This is a genomic window from Aquamicrobium sp. LC103, from assembly GCF_001014615.2.
Classification (GTDB): Bacteria; Pseudomonadota; Alphaproteobacteria; order Rhizobiales; family Rhizobiaceae; genus LBCQ02.
The window spans coordinates 111,137-129,441 of record NZ_LBCQ02000018.1 but is presented as its reverse complement, the minus strand read 5'-3'; the positions used below and the strand labels follow the sequence as shown (position 1 = coordinate 129,441).

General features: G+C 64.4%; 19 protein-coding genes. 5 read left to right on the top strand and 14 right to left on the bottom strand.

Annotated elements, in window-relative coordinates; all coding sequences use genetic code 11:
- Positions 1 to 124 precede the first annotated feature (124 nt).
- On the top strand, positions 125 to 1,573 hold the full coding sequence (locus tag XW59_RS28075; protein WP_047148817.1) for an NAD-dependent succinate-semialdehyde dehydrogenase: 1,449 nt from the start codon (positions 125 to 127) through the stop codon (positions 1,571 to 1,573).
- 63 nt (positions 1,574 to 1,636) lie between these two features.
- On the top strand, positions 1,637 to 3,187 hold the full coding sequence (locus XW59_RS28070) for an acetolactate synthase large subunit (RefSeq protein ID WP_047148818.1): 1,551 nt from the start codon (positions 1,637 to 1,639) through the stop codon (positions 3,185 to 3,187).
- A 31-nt stretch (positions 3,188 to 3,218) separates the two neighbouring features.
- Here XW59_RS28070 and XW59_RS28065 read toward each other — a convergent pair whose 3' ends face one another.
- Positions 3,219 to 4,721, bottom strand: a complete 1,503-nt coding sequence (locus XW59_RS28065; RefSeq protein WP_047148819.1) for an MFS transporter — start codon at positions 4,719 to 4,721, stop codon at positions 3,219 to 3,221.
- Positions 4,722 to 4,815: 94 nt separating this feature from the next.
- Between XW59_RS28065 and XW59_RS28060 the strand changes: the two genes are divergently transcribed.
- On the top strand, positions 4,816 to 5,355 hold the full coding sequence (locus XW59_RS28060; RefSeq protein WP_047148820.1) for a TetR/AcrR family transcriptional regulator: 540 nt from the start codon (positions 4,816 to 4,818) through the stop codon (positions 5,353 to 5,355).
- 90 nt (positions 5,356 to 5,445) lie between these two features.
- Here XW59_RS28060 and XW59_RS28055 read toward each other — a convergent pair whose 3' ends face one another.
- The 3 genes from XW59_RS28055 to XW59_RS28045 all read right to left on the bottom strand — a co-directional run bounded on the left by XW59_RS28055 (position 5,446) and on the right by XW59_RS28045 (position 8,896).
- The gene (locus XW59_RS28055; protein ID WP_047148909.1) at positions 5,446 to 6,258 is read right to left on the bottom strand and encodes a substrate-binding domain-containing protein; all 813 of its coding nucleotides are present in this window, start codon (positions 6,256 to 6,258) and stop codon (positions 5,446 to 5,448) included.
- Positions 6,259 to 6,313: 55 nt separating this feature from the next.
- Positions 6,314 to 6,835, bottom strand: coding sequence for a c-type cytochrome, methanol metabolism-related (locus XW59_RS28050; protein WP_047148821.1), 522 nt, complete (start codon positions 6,833 to 6,835; stop codon positions 6,314 to 6,316).
- A gap of 162 nt (positions 6,836 to 6,997) precedes the next feature.
- The gene (locus tag XW59_RS28045; RefSeq protein WP_047148822.1) at positions 6,998 to 8,896 is read right to left on the bottom strand and encodes a methanol/ethanol family PQQ-dependent dehydrogenase; all 1,899 of its coding nucleotides are present in this window, start codon (positions 8,894 to 8,896) and stop codon (positions 6,998 to 7,000) included.
- A gap of 520 nt (positions 8,897 to 9,416) precedes the next feature.
- On the opposite strand from XW59_RS28045, the gene XW59_RS28040 reads away from it, so the two are divergent.
- The gene (locus XW59_RS28040) at positions 9,417 to 9,770 is read left to right on the top strand and encodes a hypothetical protein (protein WP_047148823.1); all 354 of its coding nucleotides are present in this window, start codon (positions 9,417 to 9,419) and stop codon (positions 9,768 to 9,770) included.
- Positions 9,771 to 9,788: 18 nt separating this feature from the next.
- On the opposite strand, the gene XW59_RS28035 is transcribed toward XW59_RS28040, so the two are convergent.
- The 4 genes from XW59_RS28035 to XW59_RS28020 form a co-directional block, all read right to left on the bottom strand.
- On the bottom strand, positions 9,789 to 10,529 hold the full coding sequence (locus tag XW59_RS28035) for an ATP-binding cassette domain-containing protein (RefSeq protein WP_047148824.1): 741 nt from the start codon (positions 10,527 to 10,529) through the stop codon (positions 9,789 to 9,791).
- Entirely contained in the window at positions 10,498 to 11,232 is a 735-nt protein-coding gene (locus XW59_RS28030) for an ABC transporter permease (RefSeq protein ID WP_047148910.1), read from the bottom strand. Before XW59_RS28030 ends, XW59_RS28035 begins: the two co-directional genes overlap by 32 nt.
- Positions 11,233 to 11,321: 89 nt before the next feature.
- Positions 11,322 to 12,308, bottom strand: coding sequence for an ABC transporter substrate-binding protein (locus XW59_RS28025; protein WP_136068527.1), 987 nt, complete (start codon positions 12,306 to 12,308; stop codon positions 11,322 to 11,324).
- Between the two features lie 38 nt (positions 12,309 to 12,346).
- Positions 12,347 to 12,556 carry a hypothetical protein gene (locus XW59_RS28020; protein WP_047148825.1) on the bottom strand — a complete coding sequence of 70 codons (210 nt, stop codon included), beginning with the start codon at positions 12,554 to 12,556 and terminating at the stop codon, positions 12,347 to 12,349.
- 313 nt (positions 12,557 to 12,869) lie between these two features.
- On the opposite strand from XW59_RS28020, the gene XW59_RS28015 reads away from it, so the two are divergent.
- Positions 12,870 to 13,247, top strand: coding sequence for a cytochrome c family protein (locus tag XW59_RS28015; RefSeq protein ID WP_047148826.1), 378 nt, complete (start codon positions 12,870 to 12,872; stop codon positions 13,245 to 13,247).
- A gap of 54 nt (positions 13,248 to 13,301) precedes the next feature.
- On the opposite strand, the gene gph is transcribed toward XW59_RS28015, so the two are convergent.
- The 6 genes from gph to XW59_RS27985 form a co-directional block, all read right to left on the bottom strand.
- On the bottom strand, positions 13,302 to 14,003 hold the full coding sequence (gph, locus tag XW59_RS28010; protein ID WP_047148827.1) for a phosphoglycolate phosphatase: 702 nt from the start codon (positions 14,001 to 14,003) through the stop codon (positions 13,302 to 13,304).
- Positions 14,000 to 14,557 carry a thioredoxin family protein gene (locus XW59_RS28005; RefSeq protein ID WP_047148828.1) on the bottom strand — a complete coding sequence of 186 codons (558 nt, stop codon included), beginning with the start codon at positions 14,555 to 14,557 and terminating at the stop codon, positions 14,000 to 14,002. The genes gph and XW59_RS28005 overlap by 4 nt, the downstream gene beginning before the upstream one ends.
- 23 nt (positions 14,558 to 14,580) lie before the next feature.
- The gene (rpe, locus tag XW59_RS28000) at positions 14,581 to 15,267 is read right to left on the bottom strand and encodes a ribulose-phosphate 3-epimerase (protein WP_047148829.1); all 687 of its coding nucleotides are present in this window, start codon (positions 15,265 to 15,267) and stop codon (positions 14,581 to 14,583) included.
- The gene (gene cbbX, locus XW59_RS27995) at positions 15,264 to 16,193 is read right to left on the bottom strand and encodes a CbbX protein (protein WP_047148830.1); all 930 of its coding nucleotides are present in this window, start codon (positions 16,191 to 16,193) and stop codon (positions 15,264 to 15,266) included. Before cbbX ends, rpe begins: the two co-directional genes overlap by 4 nt.
- Positions 16,194 to 16,326: 133 nt before the next feature.
- Positions 16,327 to 16,746 carry a ribulose bisphosphate carboxylase small subunit gene (locus tag XW59_RS27990; protein WP_047148831.1) on the bottom strand — a complete coding sequence of 140 codons (420 nt, stop codon included), beginning with the start codon at positions 16,744 to 16,746 and terminating at the stop codon, positions 16,327 to 16,329.
- 38 nt (positions 16,747 to 16,784) lie between these two features.
- Positions 16,785 to 18,245, bottom strand: a complete 1,461-nt coding sequence (locus tag XW59_RS27985; protein WP_047148832.1) for a form I ribulose bisphosphate carboxylase large subunit — start codon at positions 18,243 to 18,245, stop codon at positions 16,785 to 16,787.
- Positions 18,246 to 18,305 lie beyond the last annotated feature (60 nt).

Sequence of the window (18,305 nt, the reverse complement as noted above, 5' to 3'; positions counted from 1 at the left end):
TGACGTCCACGCCCTCATCCTCGGCAGAGCACAGACCGGGATACAGGCGTTCTTTTGAGAAGGTTGCGTTGCGCGCCGGCTCGAAGCATGGTGCGCGCTGCTTGATTTGAGAAAGGGACTATCGATGGCATCGCAGAACTTCACCTATCCCTCCACGCAGCTACTGATCGACGGCGAATGGCGCGGAGGCATCGAGGGCAAGACCATCGATGTGGTGGATCCGGCGACGGGCGACGCCATCGGCACGGTCGCGCATGCGACGCGGCCCGACCTCGACGCGGCACTTGCCGCGGTCGAGCGCGGCTTTGCCGTGTGGAGCCAGACTTCCGCTTATGAGCGCTCCAAGCTGATGCGCAAGGCGGCCGACCTCCTGCGCGAGCGCGCCGGCACGATCGCGGCGATCATGACGCGCGAACAGGGCAAGCCGCTGGCCGAGGCCAAGGGTGAGATACTCGCCGGCGCCGACGTGATCGACTGGTTCGCGGAGGAAGCCCGCCGCACCTACGGCCAGATCATCCCGGCGCGCGCGCCGGGCGTGATGCAGATGGCGATCAAGCTGCCGGTCGGCCCGGTCGCTGCCTTCACGCCGTGGAACTTTCCGATCAACCAGGTGGTGCGTAAGCTTTCCGGCGCGCTCGCCGCCGGCTGCTCGATCATCGTCAAGGCGCCCGAGGAGACGCCCGCTTCCCCGGCCGAGCTCATCCGCGCCTTCGTTGACGCCGGCGTGCCCGCGGGCGTGGTCAATCTCGTCTACGGCGTGCCCGCAGAGATTTCGGAATATCTCATTCCGCACCCCGTCATCCGCAAGATTTCCTTCACCGGCTCGACCCCGGTCGGCAAGCACCTGGCGGCGCTCGCCGGCCAGCATATGAAGCGCGCGACGATGGAGCTCGGCGGGCATGCTCCGGCGATCGTCTTCGACGATGCCGATCTCGACAAGGCGGTGAAGGTGCTCGCGGCCTCCAAGTTCCGCAATGCCGGCCAGGTCTGCGTTTCGCCGACGCGATTTCTCGTCCAGGAGCGCGCCCACGGCCAGTTCCTCGATGCCTTCACGCAGGCCGCCAAGGCGATCCACGTCGGCAACGGCATGGAAGAGGGCTCGCAGATGGGGCCGCTCGCCAACGAGCGTCGCATCCCGGCCCTGGAAGGGCTGATCGCCGACGCCGTTTCCCACGGCGGTGAGCTGAAGGCCGGCGGCCGGCGGATCGGCAACAAGGGTAATTTCTTCGAGCCGACCGTACTTGCCAACGTGCCGACGAGCGCGCGGATCATGAACGAGGAACCGTTCGGGCCGGTCGCGATCGTCAACCGCTTCTCGAGCCTCGACGAGGTCATCGAGGAGGCGAACCGTCTGCCGTTCGGCCTTGCGAGCTATGCCTTCACGAGCTCGGCGGAGACGGCTCAGCAGCTCGGCCTGCGCATCGAGGCGGGCATGACGACGATCAACCACAACGGCTTGGCGCTTCCCGAAGTGCCGTTCGGCGGGATCAAGGATTCCGGCCACGGCACGGAAGGCGGTTCCGAGGCGATCGAGGCCTATCTCGTCACCAAATTCGTCTCGCACGCGGCGTAACAATGGCCGGGCGCTCGCCCGAGGGCCTACCGGCAACCAGTTTTTCCGAAGGAGTTTTCCGCGATGAATGGTGCAGATGTTCTCTGCGACACGCTGCTCGTCAACGGCGTGGATGTCTGTTTCGCCAATCCGGGCACGTCGGAAATGCACTTCGTCGCCGCCCTTGACCGCAAGCCCGAGATGCGCTGCGTGCTCGGGCTTTTCGAGGGCGTGGTGACCGGAGCCGCGGACGGCTATGCCCGCATGGCCGACAAGCCCGCCGCCACGCTTCTGCATCTCGGGCCGGGTCTCGCCAACGGCCTGGCCAATCTTCACAATGCGCGGCGTGCGCGAACGCCGATCGTCAACATTGTCGGCGACCATGCCGGTTATCACCTGCAATATGACGCGCCGCTGACCAGCGACATCGAGAGCCTTGCCCGGCCGATGTCGCATTGGGTGGGGCGCGCCGAAACCGCCGAACAGGTGCGCGCCGTCACCGAGGAGGCCTACAAGGCCAGCCTGATGAACCGCGGCGTCTCCACCATGATCCTGCCCGCCGACGCGGCATGGGGCGAGGTGGAACGCCCCGACCTCGCATCCGTCACCTTGCCGCCGCGTCCGGAAATTTCGGCCGATGCATTGCGGCGTGCAGCGGCGATACTGAGGAGCGGCAAGCGCGTCGCATTCTTCCTGGCGGGCCGGGCGTTGCGGGCAAACGCGCTGGAAGCGGCGGGCCGCATCGCGCAGGCAACGGGTGCGACGCTCTTTTCCCAAACCTCGGACCGGACCGAACGTGGGGCCGGACGCGTGACGGCCCGGCCGGTGCCCTACAATATCGACCAGGCGGTGAGCGTCCTGAAGGATTTCGAGGCAGCCATCTGCGTTGGCGGCAGGCAGCCCGTCGGCTTCTTCGCCTATCCCGGAAAGCCGAGCACGATGCTGCCGCCGGGCTGCGAGATCGTCGAGCTCGCCGGCCATGAGCAGGATTTGGCGGAAGCTCTCCGCCGGCTGGCGGAGGAGGCGGGCATTGCGGGTGATGCGCCCTTTGCGTCTAACCGCTTCGTCCAGCGCGAGATCGCCGAGCCGACCGGAGCGCTGAACGCCGAGACGATCGCCTTCGCGGTGGCGCGGCGGATGCCGGAAAACGCCATCGTCTGCGAGGAGTCGATCACCTCCGGCGGCAAGCTGGCGGCGCTGGCCTCCGGCCTCAATCCCCACGACCATGTGCCGTTGACCGGCGGCGCGATCGGCGAGGGCATTCCGCTCGCCATCGGCGCGGCGATCGCCTGTCCCGATCGCAAGGTGATCGCGCTTCAGGCCGACGGAAGCGGCATGTACACCATCCAGGGGCTGTGGACCCAGGCGCGCGAGCAACTGGACGTCGTCACGGTCGTCTATTCCAACCGCGCCTATGCGATCCTGCAGGGCGAGATGCGCAATGTCGGCGTCAACGATTTCGGCGTCAATGCAAGGCGGATGCTCGACCTCGACAACCCGACGCTCGACTGGTGCTCGATGGCGCGGGGCATGGGCGTGGAGGCCGGCCGCGCCGAGACGGTCGAGCAGTTTACCAAGCTGCTGGACGGCGCGCTCGCCCGCAAGGGACCCTTCCTGATCGAGGCGATCATCTAGTCTCGGCCGGATTGCTCCGGCGGCCAGCCGGTCAATGCCTGCTTGAAGCGATCGCGCCTTGCCTGTCCGTCGAGGCGATCCTTATCGCAAAGGCGCTGATGGCGAGGATCGCCGCGGCAATCCACAGCACGATCGCGAAGGCGCGGTCGAAGGCGCCGCGGGCGAGCTCGATCAGTCTGGCAGCGGATTCCTCGTCGAGTGATTCCGCGGCCAACAGGGCGTTGTCGATGCCGTCGAGTACCGTCGCCGGAACTTCCGTGCCGCCGGGCAGGGTCATTGTCGCGGAATATATCGCGGCGCACAGGCTGCCGAGGATCGCGATGCCGATCGCGCCGCCGAGCTCATAGGAAACCTCCTCGACGGAAGCGGCCATGCCCGCGCGGTCGACGGGCGCATTGGCCATGATCGCGGTCGAGGCGGCCGTCATGGTCGCGCCGACGCCGAAGCCGAAGGCGGCCAGCGCAGCTATCTGTCCGATCTGGGAATAGCCCTGAAGAAGGACGAAAGTCCCGAGGCCGGCGGCCGACAGGAAGAGCGTGCTCCAGATCAGGGTGCGTGCGCCGAGGCGCGGCAGGAACGCTCCGGTGAGCGGCCCGGCGATGAACGCGGCAAGCGGGATCGGCAGGATCAGCAGGGCGGCCTCCAAAGGCGAAAGACCGAGCACGAGCTGGAGCCTTTGGCTGTAGACGAGTTCCACGCCGACGAGGGCGATCGATGCGACCAACGCCGCGGTGACGCCCGCCGAGATCCTCGGATCGCGAAACAGGGTGAAATCGATGAGCGGGGCCGGGCTCCGCCGCTGCCGGCGCACGAAGATGACGAGCGCCGCCAAGCCGATGACGGCTCCGACGGCTGCCGCCGCGAGGTCGGGTTCGCGCATGCCCAGCGTCTTGATCGCATAGGCGATGCCGACGAGCCCGACCATGATCTGCACCGAGCCGGCAAGGTCCCAGGGCCGTCCCGCATGGCCGGCATCGCGCGGGATCATCGCAATGGCGAGCACCAAGGCGATCGCCACGATGGGCACGTTGATCAGGAAGACCGAGCCCCACCAGAAGAAATGCAGGAGGATGCCGCCGACGACCGGACCCAATGCCGCGCCGCCCGAGGCGACGGCGGCCCAGATGCCGAAGGCGAAGGCGCGCTCGCGCTCGTCGGTGAAGGTGACGCGTATGATCGACAAGGTTGCCGGCATCATCATCGCCGCGCCCACGGCGAGCAGTACGCGCGCCGCGATCAGGAACGCGGACGAGGGGGCAAAGGCAGCGGCGAGCGAAGCCGCGCCGAAGACGACGAGGCCGCCGACGAACATCCGTTTATGGCCGAAGCGATCGCCCAGCGCGCCGGAACCCGGCAGCAGCCCTGCCACCACCAGCGCGTATGCGTTCATGATCCAGAGCTTTTCGGAAGCCGAGGCCGCGAGATCATGGGTCAATGTCGGCAACGCCGTGTAGAGCACCGTCATGTCGATGACGATGAGAAGCAGCGCGCTCGATACGACCGCGAGAACGAGCCAACGATTTTGCGTTACCATTATACACCTGCATGCGGATAATTCGGTCGACCGCCTTGAGCGATCGCGCTCCGATATATAAATACGTTCGTATGGATTGAAAAGAGGAAAGCAAATGGGTCGACGACAGACGATCGATAGGAACGCGGTTCTCGACGGAGCGGAGAAAGTCGTCAAACAGGCCGGCGTCGGGGGGCTGACCATCGACGCCGTCGCCAAGGCGACCGGCATAAGCAAGGGTGGGGTTCAGTATTGCTTCGGCACGAAGGACGACCTGATCGCCGCGATGCTCGACCGATGGGAGGCCGAGTTCGATGCCAGCGTGAGCGCGCTGGAGGAGAAGGACCCTTCGCCTCGGGGCTCAATCGCCGCGCATGTGGAGGTGACGCGCCGTTCCGACTGGGCGTCGGCGGATCGCTCCGCCGTAATGATGGCCGCGTTGCTGCAGAACAAGGAACGGCTGAGGAAAACCAGCGCCTGGTATTCCGAGCGGCTCAACGATATCGATCCGTCGACGGAGGAGGGCCGCAGGCTCCGCTTGGCGTTCTTCGCGACCGAGGGGGTTTTTCTGCTTCACAGCTTCGGGTTCATGTCGGTCGAAGACGACCAGTGGGAGGAGATTTTCAAGGACATTCAAACCGAGCTGGTGAGCTGAAGCCCGGGCAAGGAAACCCGCCGGGCGCCTGCTTCTCGGACGCCGCCGCCTCGTCCACCCGGTCGCGCGTTTGTCGGGAGGCGCGACGATCTAAGGAGCAATAAGCCGGTCCTGCTCGTCGATCAGCGGTATGTTGAAGTCGTGCAGGATCTTGTTGATCTCGTCCTGGTTTTCGCGGATCACGCGGTTGAGGCTGCGCTTCCATTCCTGGTCGGCCGGGCGAACGCCCATCGTGATCCGGTAGATCATGCGCGAGCCGGTTTTCTCCTTCAGGAGCGGCACCATCGCGAGGTCGGCGCCCGATTCCCTGACGTAGTAGCCGGCCATCGGACCCCACAGGATCGCGACATCGATCGTGCCTTCGATCAGATCCTTGACCATGACCTCGCCCATGGAGGGCGCGACACGCGTGTCGAGCATGAGCGGATAGGTTCTGGCGTTGCCCATAAGCTTCGCCGCCGCCATGTTGGAAGCGGGAGGCGTCGCCTCGACCACGCCTATGCGCTTTCCCTTGAGCCTCGGATCCTCGATCGTCTCGATCCCGTCGAGCCCGTCGCCCTTCTTGTGCACCAGCACGTAGACCGAACGGTAATAGGCATTGGTGTTCTGCACCAGCTCGTCGCCCTGGGCGATGCCCATGATGATGTCGCATCTGTTGACGCGCAGCGTGTTGCGCACGAAGCCGGTGATCGACGGGAACCAGGTGTAGGTCACCGACTTGCGGTCGAGCTTTCCGGCGACCAGTTCGGCGAGCTTGTTCTCGAAGCCCTCGCCGCTCTCGTCGGTGAAGGGCATGTTCGAGGGGTCCGCGCATACCCGCAGCACGTCGGGGTCGACCAATTCTCCCGCCGCCCCCAATCCCGCCCCCTGGGAAAGGGCGGGAACGGGAGCGGCGGCAAGCATGAGCGCCAACGATGCCGTTTGCGCGAAGCGGGAGGGGAACCGCGCCGGCATGGTCTTAACCGCCCATGCAGGAGGCTTCCTGTTCCTTGGCGGCTTCAGGTTTGTCCTCCTTTTTGGGAGGGCGCCCGCGCGGCATGTCACCGACCGCGCGCGCGCGCAGATAAACGTAGAGATCGTCCATGTAGCAATAGACATTCTTGTTGTCGCCGAAGGCTGGCATGACGCTTTCCTTGCCGCCGCCGACATTCTTCCGACCCTCGGCAACGATTGAGATGAACGTTCCGTAGTCCATCGTCTTGAGGCTGGTCGCCAGCGCGGGCGCATAGCTCGAGCCCACTCCGTCGGGGCCGTGGCACACGTGGCAGTCCGAATGGTAGCGGCGATATCCGCTGAACGTGTACCAATCCACCGTTCCGTTCTCGATCTTGAATGTCGGGTTTCCATCGGCATCGAAATATTTGCCGTCTTCCTCCGTGGCCACTGCGGCCTTTTCCTTGCTGTCCGGTTCCTGCGCTGCAACTGGCCCCGCTGAAAACAGAAGCAAGGCGAAAAACGAGAGGATGATACGCACTGACATTCAGGACCTCATTTCCAGCCGCCATGGACCACAGTCTTGCGGGTGCGGCGGGGACGGCTTCGTTCTTGTGGCTGGAACGGGAGCCCGGCGATCGTTCGCGGGGGCCGGGCTCCCTGTTTTTTCCGGGCCAGCCTGATGCTGGGCCGAGGTTCGTATTCCCCGTCAGTCAGGCAGGCCGAAAACGGTCAACTGGCCGCCGAGGGTGGTGTAGTCGGCAAGCGCCGCATAACCGCCGACCGCGCCGAGGCCCGCCGTGCCGACACTGGCTTCTTCGTCCGTCGGCGCCCGGTCACCGGACACCGCCGTCTGCCATGCAGCCGCGTTTTCAGGGGCCAGCAGGCCGCCGGCGAGACCGATTCCGGCCCAGCCGCCGACGCCCGACAGCACTGCGATATACTGCTTGCCGTCGTGCTCGAACGTGTTGATGTTGCCGATGATGCCCGAGGGCGTCTTGAACTTGTAGAGTTCGTTGCCTTCGTTATCCACGGCTTTGATGTAGCCTTCGAGCGTGCCGTAGAAGACGACGTCGCCCGCGGTTGAGAGTGCGCCGGACCAGACCGAGAACTGCTCGGGCTTCGACCATACGATTTCACCCTTGGCCGCATCCCAGGCAATGAAATTGCCCATGCCGCCATGGCTGTTCGGGGTCGGATACATCGACACCGTCGCGCCCACATAAGGCTGACCGGCGGTGTAGCTCACCCGATACGGCTCGTAGTCCATGCAGACGTGGTTGGTCGGCACGTAGAACAGGCCGGTCTTGGGCGAATAGCTCGCCGGCTGCTGGTCTTTCGTGCCCAGGGCCGCCGGGCAGATGCCGGTCGTGTTGACGTCCTCGCCATTCTGCTGGGTCGAATATTTCGGATCGACCTGCGGGCGGCCGTATTGGTCGCTGCTGGGGTCCATCACGACTTCCGTCGCCCAGTTCACCGTCGGATCATACTTCTTGGCAACCAGAAGCTCGCCGGTTCCGCGATCGAGCGTATAGGCGAAGCCGTTGCGGTCGAAATGGACCAGAACGTCCCGCGGCTGGCCGTCGATCTCCATGTCGTCGACGAGAATGTTCTCGTTGACGCCGTCATAGTCCCATTCGTCATGGGGCGTCATCTGATAGAGCCATTTTGCCATGCCGGTATCGGCATCGCGCGCCATCAGGGTCATCGACCAGCGGTTGTCGCCAGGGCGCTGCACCGGGTTCCATGTGGAAGGATTGCCGGTCCCGTAATAGACCAGGTTGGTTTCGGGATCATAGGCGAACCAACCCCAGGTCGTTCCGCCGCCGGTCTTCCACTGCTCGCCTTCCCAGGTGTTGAGGCCGGAATCCGGTCCCACCGGCTTGCCGAGATGCGTCGTCTTTTCCGGATCGATCAGCGTCTCGTTGTCCGGCCCGGTCGAATAGGCCTTCCATGCCAGCGACCCGTCCTTGAGGTTGTAGGCCGCGGTCCAGCCGCGAACGCCGAATTCGGCGCCCGAGATGCCGATCAGCACCTTGTCCTTGACCACCATGGGCGCGGCCGTGCCGGATTCGCCCTTGCTGCCGTCGGTCTCGGCGTTCTTGACGGACCAAGCCACCTCGCCGGTCTTGGCGTCGAGCGCCACGACGGTCGTGTCTGCCTGGTTCAGGATGATCTTTCCATCGCCATAGGCAACGCCGCGATTGACCGTGTCGCAGCACATGATCGGAATGACGTTCGGATCCTGCTTGGGTTCGTACTTCCAGATAATCTTGCCGTCATTCTTGAGGTCGAGTGCGTAGACGATGTTCGGGAAGGGCGTGTGAACATACATCACGTCGCCGATCACCAGGGGACCGCCTTCATGGCCGCGCAACACGCCGGTCGAGAACGTCCATTTGACCTGGAGATCCTTGACGTTGTCCTTGTTGATCTGCTCGAGCTTGGAATAGCGGGTATTCGCATAATCGCCCGTCGGCATGGCCCAGTTCTTGGCGTCCGACGACAGGGTCTGCAGTTCTTCGTTCGCCCACGCTCCGAATGCCGAAGCACCGGCGAACAGGGCGGCGGCAAGCGGAATATAGGCTAGTTTCCTGGATACACGCATTGAAATCCTCCCGAAGTTCACAATCAAGAATCGCCTTTCGTGCCCCCAAGGGCGTGCCCAAGCGATTCATGTGGTGGGAAGTATTTCCGGCAGCGTGTCACGACCTAAGCCAGATGAGCAGAGGGCACCATAACTGCCCACCTCACTTGGCCTACGAAAGACTGTCGCCGCTCCCTATGACGGTGACGCCCTTGAAGCCGGAAACATCGAAATCGTATGCTACAAGTTCCGGGGGCGCAAGCAAAAAAGTCCCGAGCTGTTGCTGCGATGCAAAATCAACTATGTTGCAACGCAGTATTTGTCGCCGTCGGCCATGTAAAAGGCGAAATTATTGCGAATTTTCAACGGAAGTACTCAGTTTGTTTCGCGTCGTCCTTGAGGGTGAAAGCGGCGCTTCGCAAAAAGGAAACGCCGTTCCGGCGGAAATTTCCCTTCCATAATCGTCACGCGGCTGGCTTTCGTAATTCCGGTTGACGACGACAAGACGATGCCGCCATGCTGAAGACGAGGAGGAGCAACGATGACGGTTACGGCTAGATTTTCCTTGGCGGGCATCTGCTTGGCCGCTTCCCTGTGCTTGGGAACGTCTGTTCGGGCGGCCGACGACTATCCGACCTCGGCGCTCGCAGACTATGTCCTCGGCTGCATGCAGTCCAACGGCCAGACGCAGGAGATGCTTCAGCGCTGTTCCTGCTCGATCGACGTGATTCGCACGATCATCACCTACGATCAGTACGTCTCGGCGGAAACGTTCCGGCGCATGGCGCTGACGACGGGGGAGGCGAGCGGCCTGTTTCGAGAAAGCGCGCCGGCGCGGACGGCCGGCGCCGATCTCCGGCGCGCCCAGGCGGAAGCCGACGTCCGCTGCTTCTGACGCCGGCCTGACGCGACTCTAGTCGGGGCGCGGGAATTTCTCTTCGAAGGAACGGATCAGGTCTTCCATCACCTGCGGGCCGCGCCGCTCGCGCGGAAGCCGGATATCGAACGTGCCGAGGACATGGCCCGGCCGTTCCGAAAGCACGATGATGCGGTCCGAAAGCATGAGCGCCTCACGCAGATTGTGCGTCACCATCAGCGCCGTCGTGGGCCGCGCTGACCAGACCGAAAGCAGCAATTGTCTCAACCGCTGCGCGGTACGTTCGTCGAGCGAGACGAAAGGCTCGTCCAGGAAGAGGACCGCGGGCTCGGTCGCGAAGGCGCGGGCAAGCGCCGCTCGGCGGGCGAGGCCGAGCGACAGTTCGGCGGGGTATAGCGTGCGCATCCCGGCAAGGCCGAGCGTTTCGAAGAGGGCATCGAGGGCGCGACCGCGCTCTTGCCGGGGCAGGGCAAGGCGCACGTTCTGCTCCACCGTGCGCCACGGCAGCAGGATCGGTTCCTGGAAGACGGCGGCGACGCGCGCGTCCTTGCCGCCGGGCAGTTGAAACGAGCCGGTGAAGTCCCGCTCCAGTCCGAGCAGTATGCGCAGCGTCGTCGTCTTGCCGCAGCCCGACGGTCCGAACAGGCATGCGAACTCGCCCTGGCGCACGTCGAAGGACAGGTTGCGCAATGCCGCGATCGGCACGCCTTCGGCGGAACGGAACGTCTTCTCGGCAATGTCGACCCTAAGCGGGGCGACGGCGCCAACGGGTCGCATGTCGTTCAAAGGGTTGCACCAGCAGGAGTTCTATCAAGAGCATGATCGCCACGAAGGCGAGCGTGTAGGCGAGAATGGCGGCGACGTCGAAGAGCTGGAAATAGAGATAGATCTGGAAGCCGACGCCGTTCGAGCGGCCGAGAAGCTCGACGACGAGGACGATCTTCCAGATCAGCGCGATGCCGGAGCGCGAGGATGCGGCGAAATAGGGCTGGAGCTGCGGCAGCAGCACGTGCCTGATCCGGTCGAAAGCCCCGAATCGGTAGACCAGCGCCATCTCCCGATAGCGCGGGTCCATCGCCCGCGCGCCCTCACGCATGGTGACGATCACATTGGGGATCTTGTTGATCGCCACCGCGCCGATCGCGGCCGCTTCGTTCAATCCGAACCAGATATAGGCGAGCACGATCACGACGAGCGCCGGAATGTTGAGGAACAGCACCACCCAGGGGCTGAAGAACTGATCGATGCGCCGGTTGCCGCCAAGCAATATGCCGATCACGGAACCCGCCGCCATCGCCAGCACGAACGCGGCCGAAACCCTCCAGAGCGTCATGCCCAGATGGTAGAAGAGATCGCCGCCGGCCGCCTCCTTGACGAGGACGCGCCAAACGTCGAGCGGAGGCGGAAAGGCCCGGCTCGGCCAGATCTCCGCCGCGATGTCCCATGCCAGGCAGAGGCCGACCAGGGAGACCGCCGCCATGAGCGCGGGCAGGAGGGAACGGGTGAAGCCGCCGGCGCGGGCGGCCGGTTCGCGCGCGTTCACGGACGGAGCGTCGACCGGCTCGGCCCTCACTGCGTCAGACCCAGCCAATAGGTGCCGGGAGCCATCTCGGTTGCGCTTCCGACGAGCTTCTCGCCGCCGATCTCGGCCAGCAGGCCGTAGAGCCTTGCCGCGTCCGCCTCCTCATCGGCGACCGGACGGCGGGGGATGCCCTGGCGGTAGCGATCGCGAAGCGTCTCCAGTTCCCTGCCCTCGGCGCGCACCAGCGGCGCAAGGCGGTTCCATTCCTCGTCGGAAGTGGCGAGCCGGTCCTTGGCATCGGCGGAAGCCTTGAGGAAACCGGCGACGGTGCCGCGATTGTCGTCGGCCCATTTTTCGTTGAAGACGTAGCCGAGCGCCGAAACCGGACCCGAGGTCCCCAGCGCGTTTGCCGCCTCGTCCGCTCCGAGCAGGCGCCGGAAGCCGTTGGCCTCGAGCCGCGCGCAGAAATGCCAGAAGTTCAGCACCGCATCGAGCTCGCCCTGCATGGCCTTTTCCGAAAGCAGGGGAGGCGCGCCGTAGACGACCTCGTTGCCCGCCGCGAGGTCGAGGTCGTGGTCGCGCCTGGCGAGCGCCTGGACGAGAAGCCAGCTCTTGTCGAGCGGGCCGCCGGCCACGCCGATCTTCCTGCCCTGGAGATCGGTGATCGAGCCGATCGGCGCGTCGTCCTTGACCATGATCGCGCCGACGGCGGTGGAGTAAGGCGCCAGGGCCAGCGCCTCGCCCATGCTGCGTTCGCGGGAGACCCAGAGCCAGTCCGAAACGATCATGTCGATTTCGCCGGCGAGCATGGCGACATTGCTCGCATCCTCTCCGGCGAAGTAGACGATCTCCAGTTCGACGCCGTTTTTCTCGTCGAGCTTGTGGTGTTTGATGGTGTCGAGTTCCCAGCTCACCGTGCCGAATTTCAGCGCGCCGACCCGCACCTTGGGCGCCGTCGCGGCGGGAAAAACGGTCCCGATGACGGCAATCGCCGTGGTCGAGGCAAGAAGCAGAATTTCGCGTCGCGAAATCATCAGCCGGTTTCCTCCCTGCAAATCGGCGGCTCGCGCGATCAGATCTCCCGGCTCTTCTCCGGATAGGCGCATTTCCAGCGGACCACCCTGACCGCCGGATGTTCCTCCGACCATTTCGCGATATAGGTGGGTGCCTGGAACATGCAGCTCGTCAGCGACCCGCTATCCTCGAACTGAATATGCTGCTCGCGACACTGGCCGGGATTTCCGCTCAGGCAGATCGTGAGTATCAGTTCGACAATGTTCATGCGGGCACCTCCGCTCGCGTCGAAACGCTGCCGTTGCCTGCCCGAAGCGGGCGGCAACCATCCATCTGGGAAAATCCCCGGTGCCAACTGGGATTTCCTCGAAGAACGCTACGCGCTCCCCCCGAAGCCGTCAACAGCGTTGCGTGTCCAACCGCCGCATGCGGTTTTGTCCAGTTGACTTGACGGCATCATTGTCTAGCTTCCTCACAGATGCCGCCGTGCTTCGCGGAAGGAGGCCGCCGGTTCCACGGAACCGGAATAGAAGCGGCGTTGATCGTCCAGGGCACCTTGACGATAAAAGAGGAAATGCCAAATGCGTTGCATCTCACTGCTGTCCGTGCTGTCGGTCATGGCCCTGACCGCCGGCGGAGCTCATGCTCAGGACGCCGCGGCCGGAGAGAAGGTCTTCGCCAAATGCAAGGCCTGTCATGTGGCGGACGAGGACACCAACAAGGTGGGTCCTTCCCTGAAGGGGATCATGGGGCGTACCGCCGGCACACATGAGGGCTTCCGCTATTCGCCCGCCATGGTCAAGGCCGGGGAGGAGGGGCTGGTGTGGGATGACGCCAAGCTCGCCGAGTATCTTCACGCGCCCAGAACCATGATCAAGGGAACGAAGATGGCGTTCGCCGGGCTGAAGAAGGACGACGAGATCGCCAACGTCATCGCTTATCTCAAGCAATTCCCGTAAATAGCTGAAACAATTGAATGCAAGCCGCTGCGATGCCAGCGGCTTGTCCGTACCTCACGCGGCGCCATGCAACGCTTCAAGCGCGGCGGGCAGGTCGAGCAGGCTGGCGCAGACGAGGTCCGCGCCCAGCTCCTCCGGCGGCGTCTGGGTATATCCGCCGCGAACGATCACCACCGGCATGCCGGCCGCCCGCGCGGCGCCGACATCGGCCTTGCTGTCGCCGACCATCAGCGCTTTTGAGGGCGGGACACCCAGGCGTTCCAGCGCCAGAAGCAGCGCGTCGGGCGCCGGCTTCTTGCGGGCGACCGCCTCGCCGGCGACGACCGTGGCGAGCATGCCGGCGAGCCCGAAATGCGAAAGCACCTCGTTTGCCGCCTTCTCGGGCTTGTTGGTCGCGACCGCGGTGGCGATCCCGTTTGCACGCAGATGCGCCAGCGCCTCCCGGGCGCCGGGCATCGGTCGGCTCTCGCCGGTGAGATGGCTCAGATAGATCGGCATCATCTCGCGGATCGCCTCGTCGAGGGCGGGCCCTTCCAGCGGCATGTTGGCGGCGGCGAAAGCGCGCTCCACCAGCTTCGGCATGCCGTCGCCGATCATCGTTCCGACCTTCTCGACGGCGAATGGCGGCAGTCGATGCCTGGCCACAAGCTCGTTGACGGCGGCGGCGATATCGGGCGCGGAATCGATCAGCGTGCCATCGAGGTCGAACAGGACTGCCTTTGGAAAGGGGAAGGCGCCTCCGCGTTCGCCGCTCATGCGGGCTCCTTCCACTTGATCGAGCAGCCCATGGAGGCGATCTGCTCGAGCGGCCCGTTGCCGGTGCGCGCTACTTGCCTCATCGCCTCGTAGAGATCGCGGCGCAGGTCGGCCGGTCCTGCTTCCTTTCGCGAGGCGTCGAGGCGGCCGCGATATTGCAATTCCAATTCCTTGTTGAAGCCGAAGAAATCGGGCGTGCATGCCGCATCATAGGCGCGGGCCACCGACTGATCCTCGTCATGAAGGTAGGGAAAGCCGAACCGGTGCGTTTCGGCAAAGAGCCTCATCCTGTCGAAGGAATCCTCCGGATAGGCTTCCGCGTCGTTCGAGTTGATCGCGACGAAGCCTATGCCCTCGGCCTTGAGGCCCTCGGCGTCGCGGACGATGCGCGGTATCACCGCCTTCACATAGGGGCAGTGATTGCAGATGAAGGCTATGACGAAACCGTTCGGCCCGGCCTGGTCGAAAATGGAGTGCCGCTTCCCATCCACGCCGGGAAGGGTGGCGTCAACCGCCGGCCAGCCGAAGTCGCAAAGAGGTGGAATTGTCGCCATGTCGTCTCCTTAGCCGATCGCTCCTACGCCGCCTTGCGCAACGCCCCGTCGGCGGCGTTTCTGATCGCCTCGATGTTGGCGGCGTAGGCCTGGCTGTTGCCGCCCTTGAAGACGGCGGAGCCGGCGACGAGGACGTTGGCGCCGGCGGCGGCCACCAGCGGCGCGGTCTGCGGCGTGACCCCGCCGTCGATCTCGATGTCGATCGGCCGCTCTCCGATCAGCGCCTTGACCCGCCTGACCTTCTCCACCACCGCCGGGATGAAGGCCTGGCCGCCGAAGCCGGGATTGACCGTCATCAGCAGGATGAGGTCGAGCCGGTCGAGGACGTATTCGATGACGCTTTCGGGCGTCGACGGATTGAGCGACACGCCGGCGCGCTTGCCGAGGTCGCGGATCGTCTGCAGCGAGCGGTCGAGATGCGGCCCGGCCTCGGCATGCACGGTGATGATGTCGCAGCCGGCCTCGGCGAAGGCGGCGAGATAGGGGTCGGCCGGCGCGATCATCAAATGGCAGTCGAAGACCTTGTCCGTCCGGCCGCGGATCGCCTTGATGACGGAGGGGCCGAAGGTGATGTTGGGGACGAAATGGCCGTCCATGACGTCGAGATGGATCCAATCGGCGCCGGCGGCCGCCACCGCCTCCACCTCCTCGCCAAGCCGAGAGAAGTCCGAAGACAGAACCGAAGGCGCGATCAGGGTCTTTGCGGTCATGGGTTGGTTTCCTTTTCCTGCGACCTCATGGCGAAGACCCGGCTTGCGGTGATGTCTTCCGCACAGATAGTCGATAACGCCCCGGCGTCCAGCGGTCCTTTCGAAGTTTCGAACAGGCGGTTCGCCTGCCTGAGCCGCGCCCGGTCCAGGGCGTTGCGGATCGAGCGCGCATTGGCGAAATGCGGCTGCTCCCGCCGCCTGGCGATATAGTCGACCATTGCCGCGGCGGCCGCCTCGTCGAGACGGTAGTTCTGCTGGTCGAGCATCTTCAGCGCGATCTCGAGCAACTCGCCGTCGCTATAGTCGGGAAAATCGATGTGATGCGCTATGCGTGAGCGGAAGCCGGGATTGCTTTCGAAGAAACGGTCCATGCGGCTCGCGTAGCCGGCGAGGATGACGACCAGGTCGTCGCGCTGGTTCTCCATCACCTGGAGCAAGATTTCGATGGCCTCCTGGCCATAGTCGCGCTCGTTTTCCGGCCGGTAGAGATAGTAGGCCTCGTCGATGAACAGCACGCCGCCCATCGCCTTCTTCAGGATTTCCTTCGTCTTCGGGGCGGTATGGCCGATATACTGACCGACGAGGTCGTCGCGGGTGACCGAGACGAGGTGGCCCTTGCGGATATAACCGAGCCGATGCAGCAAGTCGGCCATCCGCAAGGCGACGGTGGTCTTGCCGGTGCCGGGATTGCCGGTGAAGCTCATATGCAGCGTCGGCGTCTCATGGGCGAGGCCCATGCTTCGCCGTGCACGCTCGACCAGCAGCAGGGCAGCCGTTTCGCGGATGCGCTTCTTGACCGGCGCCAGTCCGATCAGGTCGCGGTCGAGTTCTTCCAGCACATCCTTGACGCCCGAGCTTTCGAACTCCGAGCGGAGGTCGATCGCGGCGGGGGCCTCGGGGGCAGGGGCTTCTGCTGTCGCTGACATGGTGGATACTCGACCTGTTTTCGTTCGAATTGAACCACCCCCACTCCGACCCTTCGGGCCACCTCTCCCCCGGGAAGGAGGAGAGGTGGCGCGCGCAGCGCGACGGCGTGGAGGTGTTTATCTCGTTGCGTGTTTACCCGTATCTCGTGCCCGCCGGCCGGTCCGCGGCATAGGGCTTGGTGGTGTAGCGGATCGTGCGGCTCGCCGTCTCCTGCCGCTCCAGGCGGTAGCCGGGCTCGTCGGCAGGCCGGTTGACGATGAAGGACAGCTTCACCGATTCCCAGCCATGCGAAGCGTCGAAAGCGACGACGCGGATATAGCGGTCGCCATAGACCTTGCGGCAGTCCCTGAGTTCCATCATCAGCGCGGCGGCGTCGGGATTGTCGAACATCGGATGGCCCCACATGTCCCAATAGGTGTTGCGGGGGTGCGGATCGTCGGTGAATTCGAGGCTGACGGCCCATTCATTGTCGATCGCGTACTGGACCTGCGCGTGGATCTGCTCGTCGGTGAGATCCGGCAGGAAGGAGAAGGTTCCTTGGGTGATGCGCATGGGAAGTTACTCCTGAAGTTGTTCTATTCGGCGTACCTTTACTCCGCCGCTGTCGCGACCGGCACGAAGTCCGGCGAGTCGGTCGAGGCGTAGTTGAAGGTCACGTCCTTCCAGGTCTCCAGCGCCTGCTTCAGCGGCAGGCAGGTCCTGGCTGCGTCCTGCAGGATTTCCGGCCCTTCACGGACGATGTTGCGGCCTTCGTTTCGGGCGAGCACCATGCATTCGAGCGCGACGCGGTTGGCGGTGGCGCCCGCCGCGATGCCCATCGGATGGCCGATCGTGCCGCCGCCGAACTGCAGCACCACGTCCTCGCCGAGCAGGTCGAGAAGCTGGTGCATCTGTCCGGCATGGATGCCGCCCGATGCCACAGGCATCAGCTTGTTGAGCGAGGCCCAGTGCTGGTCGAAGAAGATGCCGTTCTCCAGCCGCATCGGATTGAAATCCTCTCGGCAGACGTCGTAATAGCCCTTGGTGGTGGCCGGATCGCCCTCGAGCTTGCCGACCACGGTTCCCGCATGGATATGGTCGACGCCGGCGAGCCGCATCCATTTGGCTATGACGCGGAACGAGACGCCGTGGCTCTTCTGGCGCGTGTAGGTCGAGTGACCGGCGCGGTGCAGGTGCAGCACCATGTCGTTGCGTCGCGCCCATTTGGCCATCGACTGGATCGCGGTATAGCCGATGACCAGATCGATCATGACGACGACGGAGCCGAGCTCCCTGGCGAATTCGGCGCGTTCGTACATGTCCTCCATGGTGGCGGCGGTGATGTTTAGGTAGGTTCCCTTTATCTCGCCGGTCTCGGCCTGCGCCTTGTTCACCGCCTCCATGCAGTAGAGGAAGCGGTCGCGCCAGTGCATGAAGGGCTGCGAGTTGATGTTCTCGTCATCCTTGGTGAAGTCCAGGCCGCCTTTCAGCGCCTCGTAGACGACGCGGCCGTAGTTGCGGCCGGACAGTCCGAGCTTCGGCTTCACCGTGGCGCCGAGCAGCGGTCGGCCGAACTTGTCGAGCCGTTCGCGCTCCACCACGATGCCGGTCGCCGGGCCCTGGAAGGTCTTCACATAGGCGACCGGCAGGCGCATGTCCTCCAGCCGCAGTGCCTTCAGAGGCTTGAAGCCGAAGACGTTGCCGATGATCGAGGCCGTCAAATTGGCGATCGAGCCGGGCTCGAACAGATCGAGATCGTAGGCGATATAGGCGAAATACTGGCCGGGCGCGTTGGGGACGGAATCGACCCTATAGGCCTTCGCGCGGTATTTCTCCTTGGCCGTCAGGCGATCGGTCCAGACCACCGTCCATGTCGCAGTCGAGCTTTCGCCCGCGACCGCAGCCGCCGCTTCGATCGGGTCGACCCCGTCCTGCGGCGTGATGCGGAAGAGCGCGATGACGTCGGTGTCCTTCGGCTCGTAATCGGGCTCCCAATAGCCCATCTTCTTGTATTCCATGACGCCGGATCTGTAGCGCGCGGCTCCGGTGACGGTTTCGGACTGATTGGCCATGGCTCTTGTCCTTTCCTGGTTGTCTTGGCCGGTCGGGCGGCCGCTTTCTCGGGCAATTCC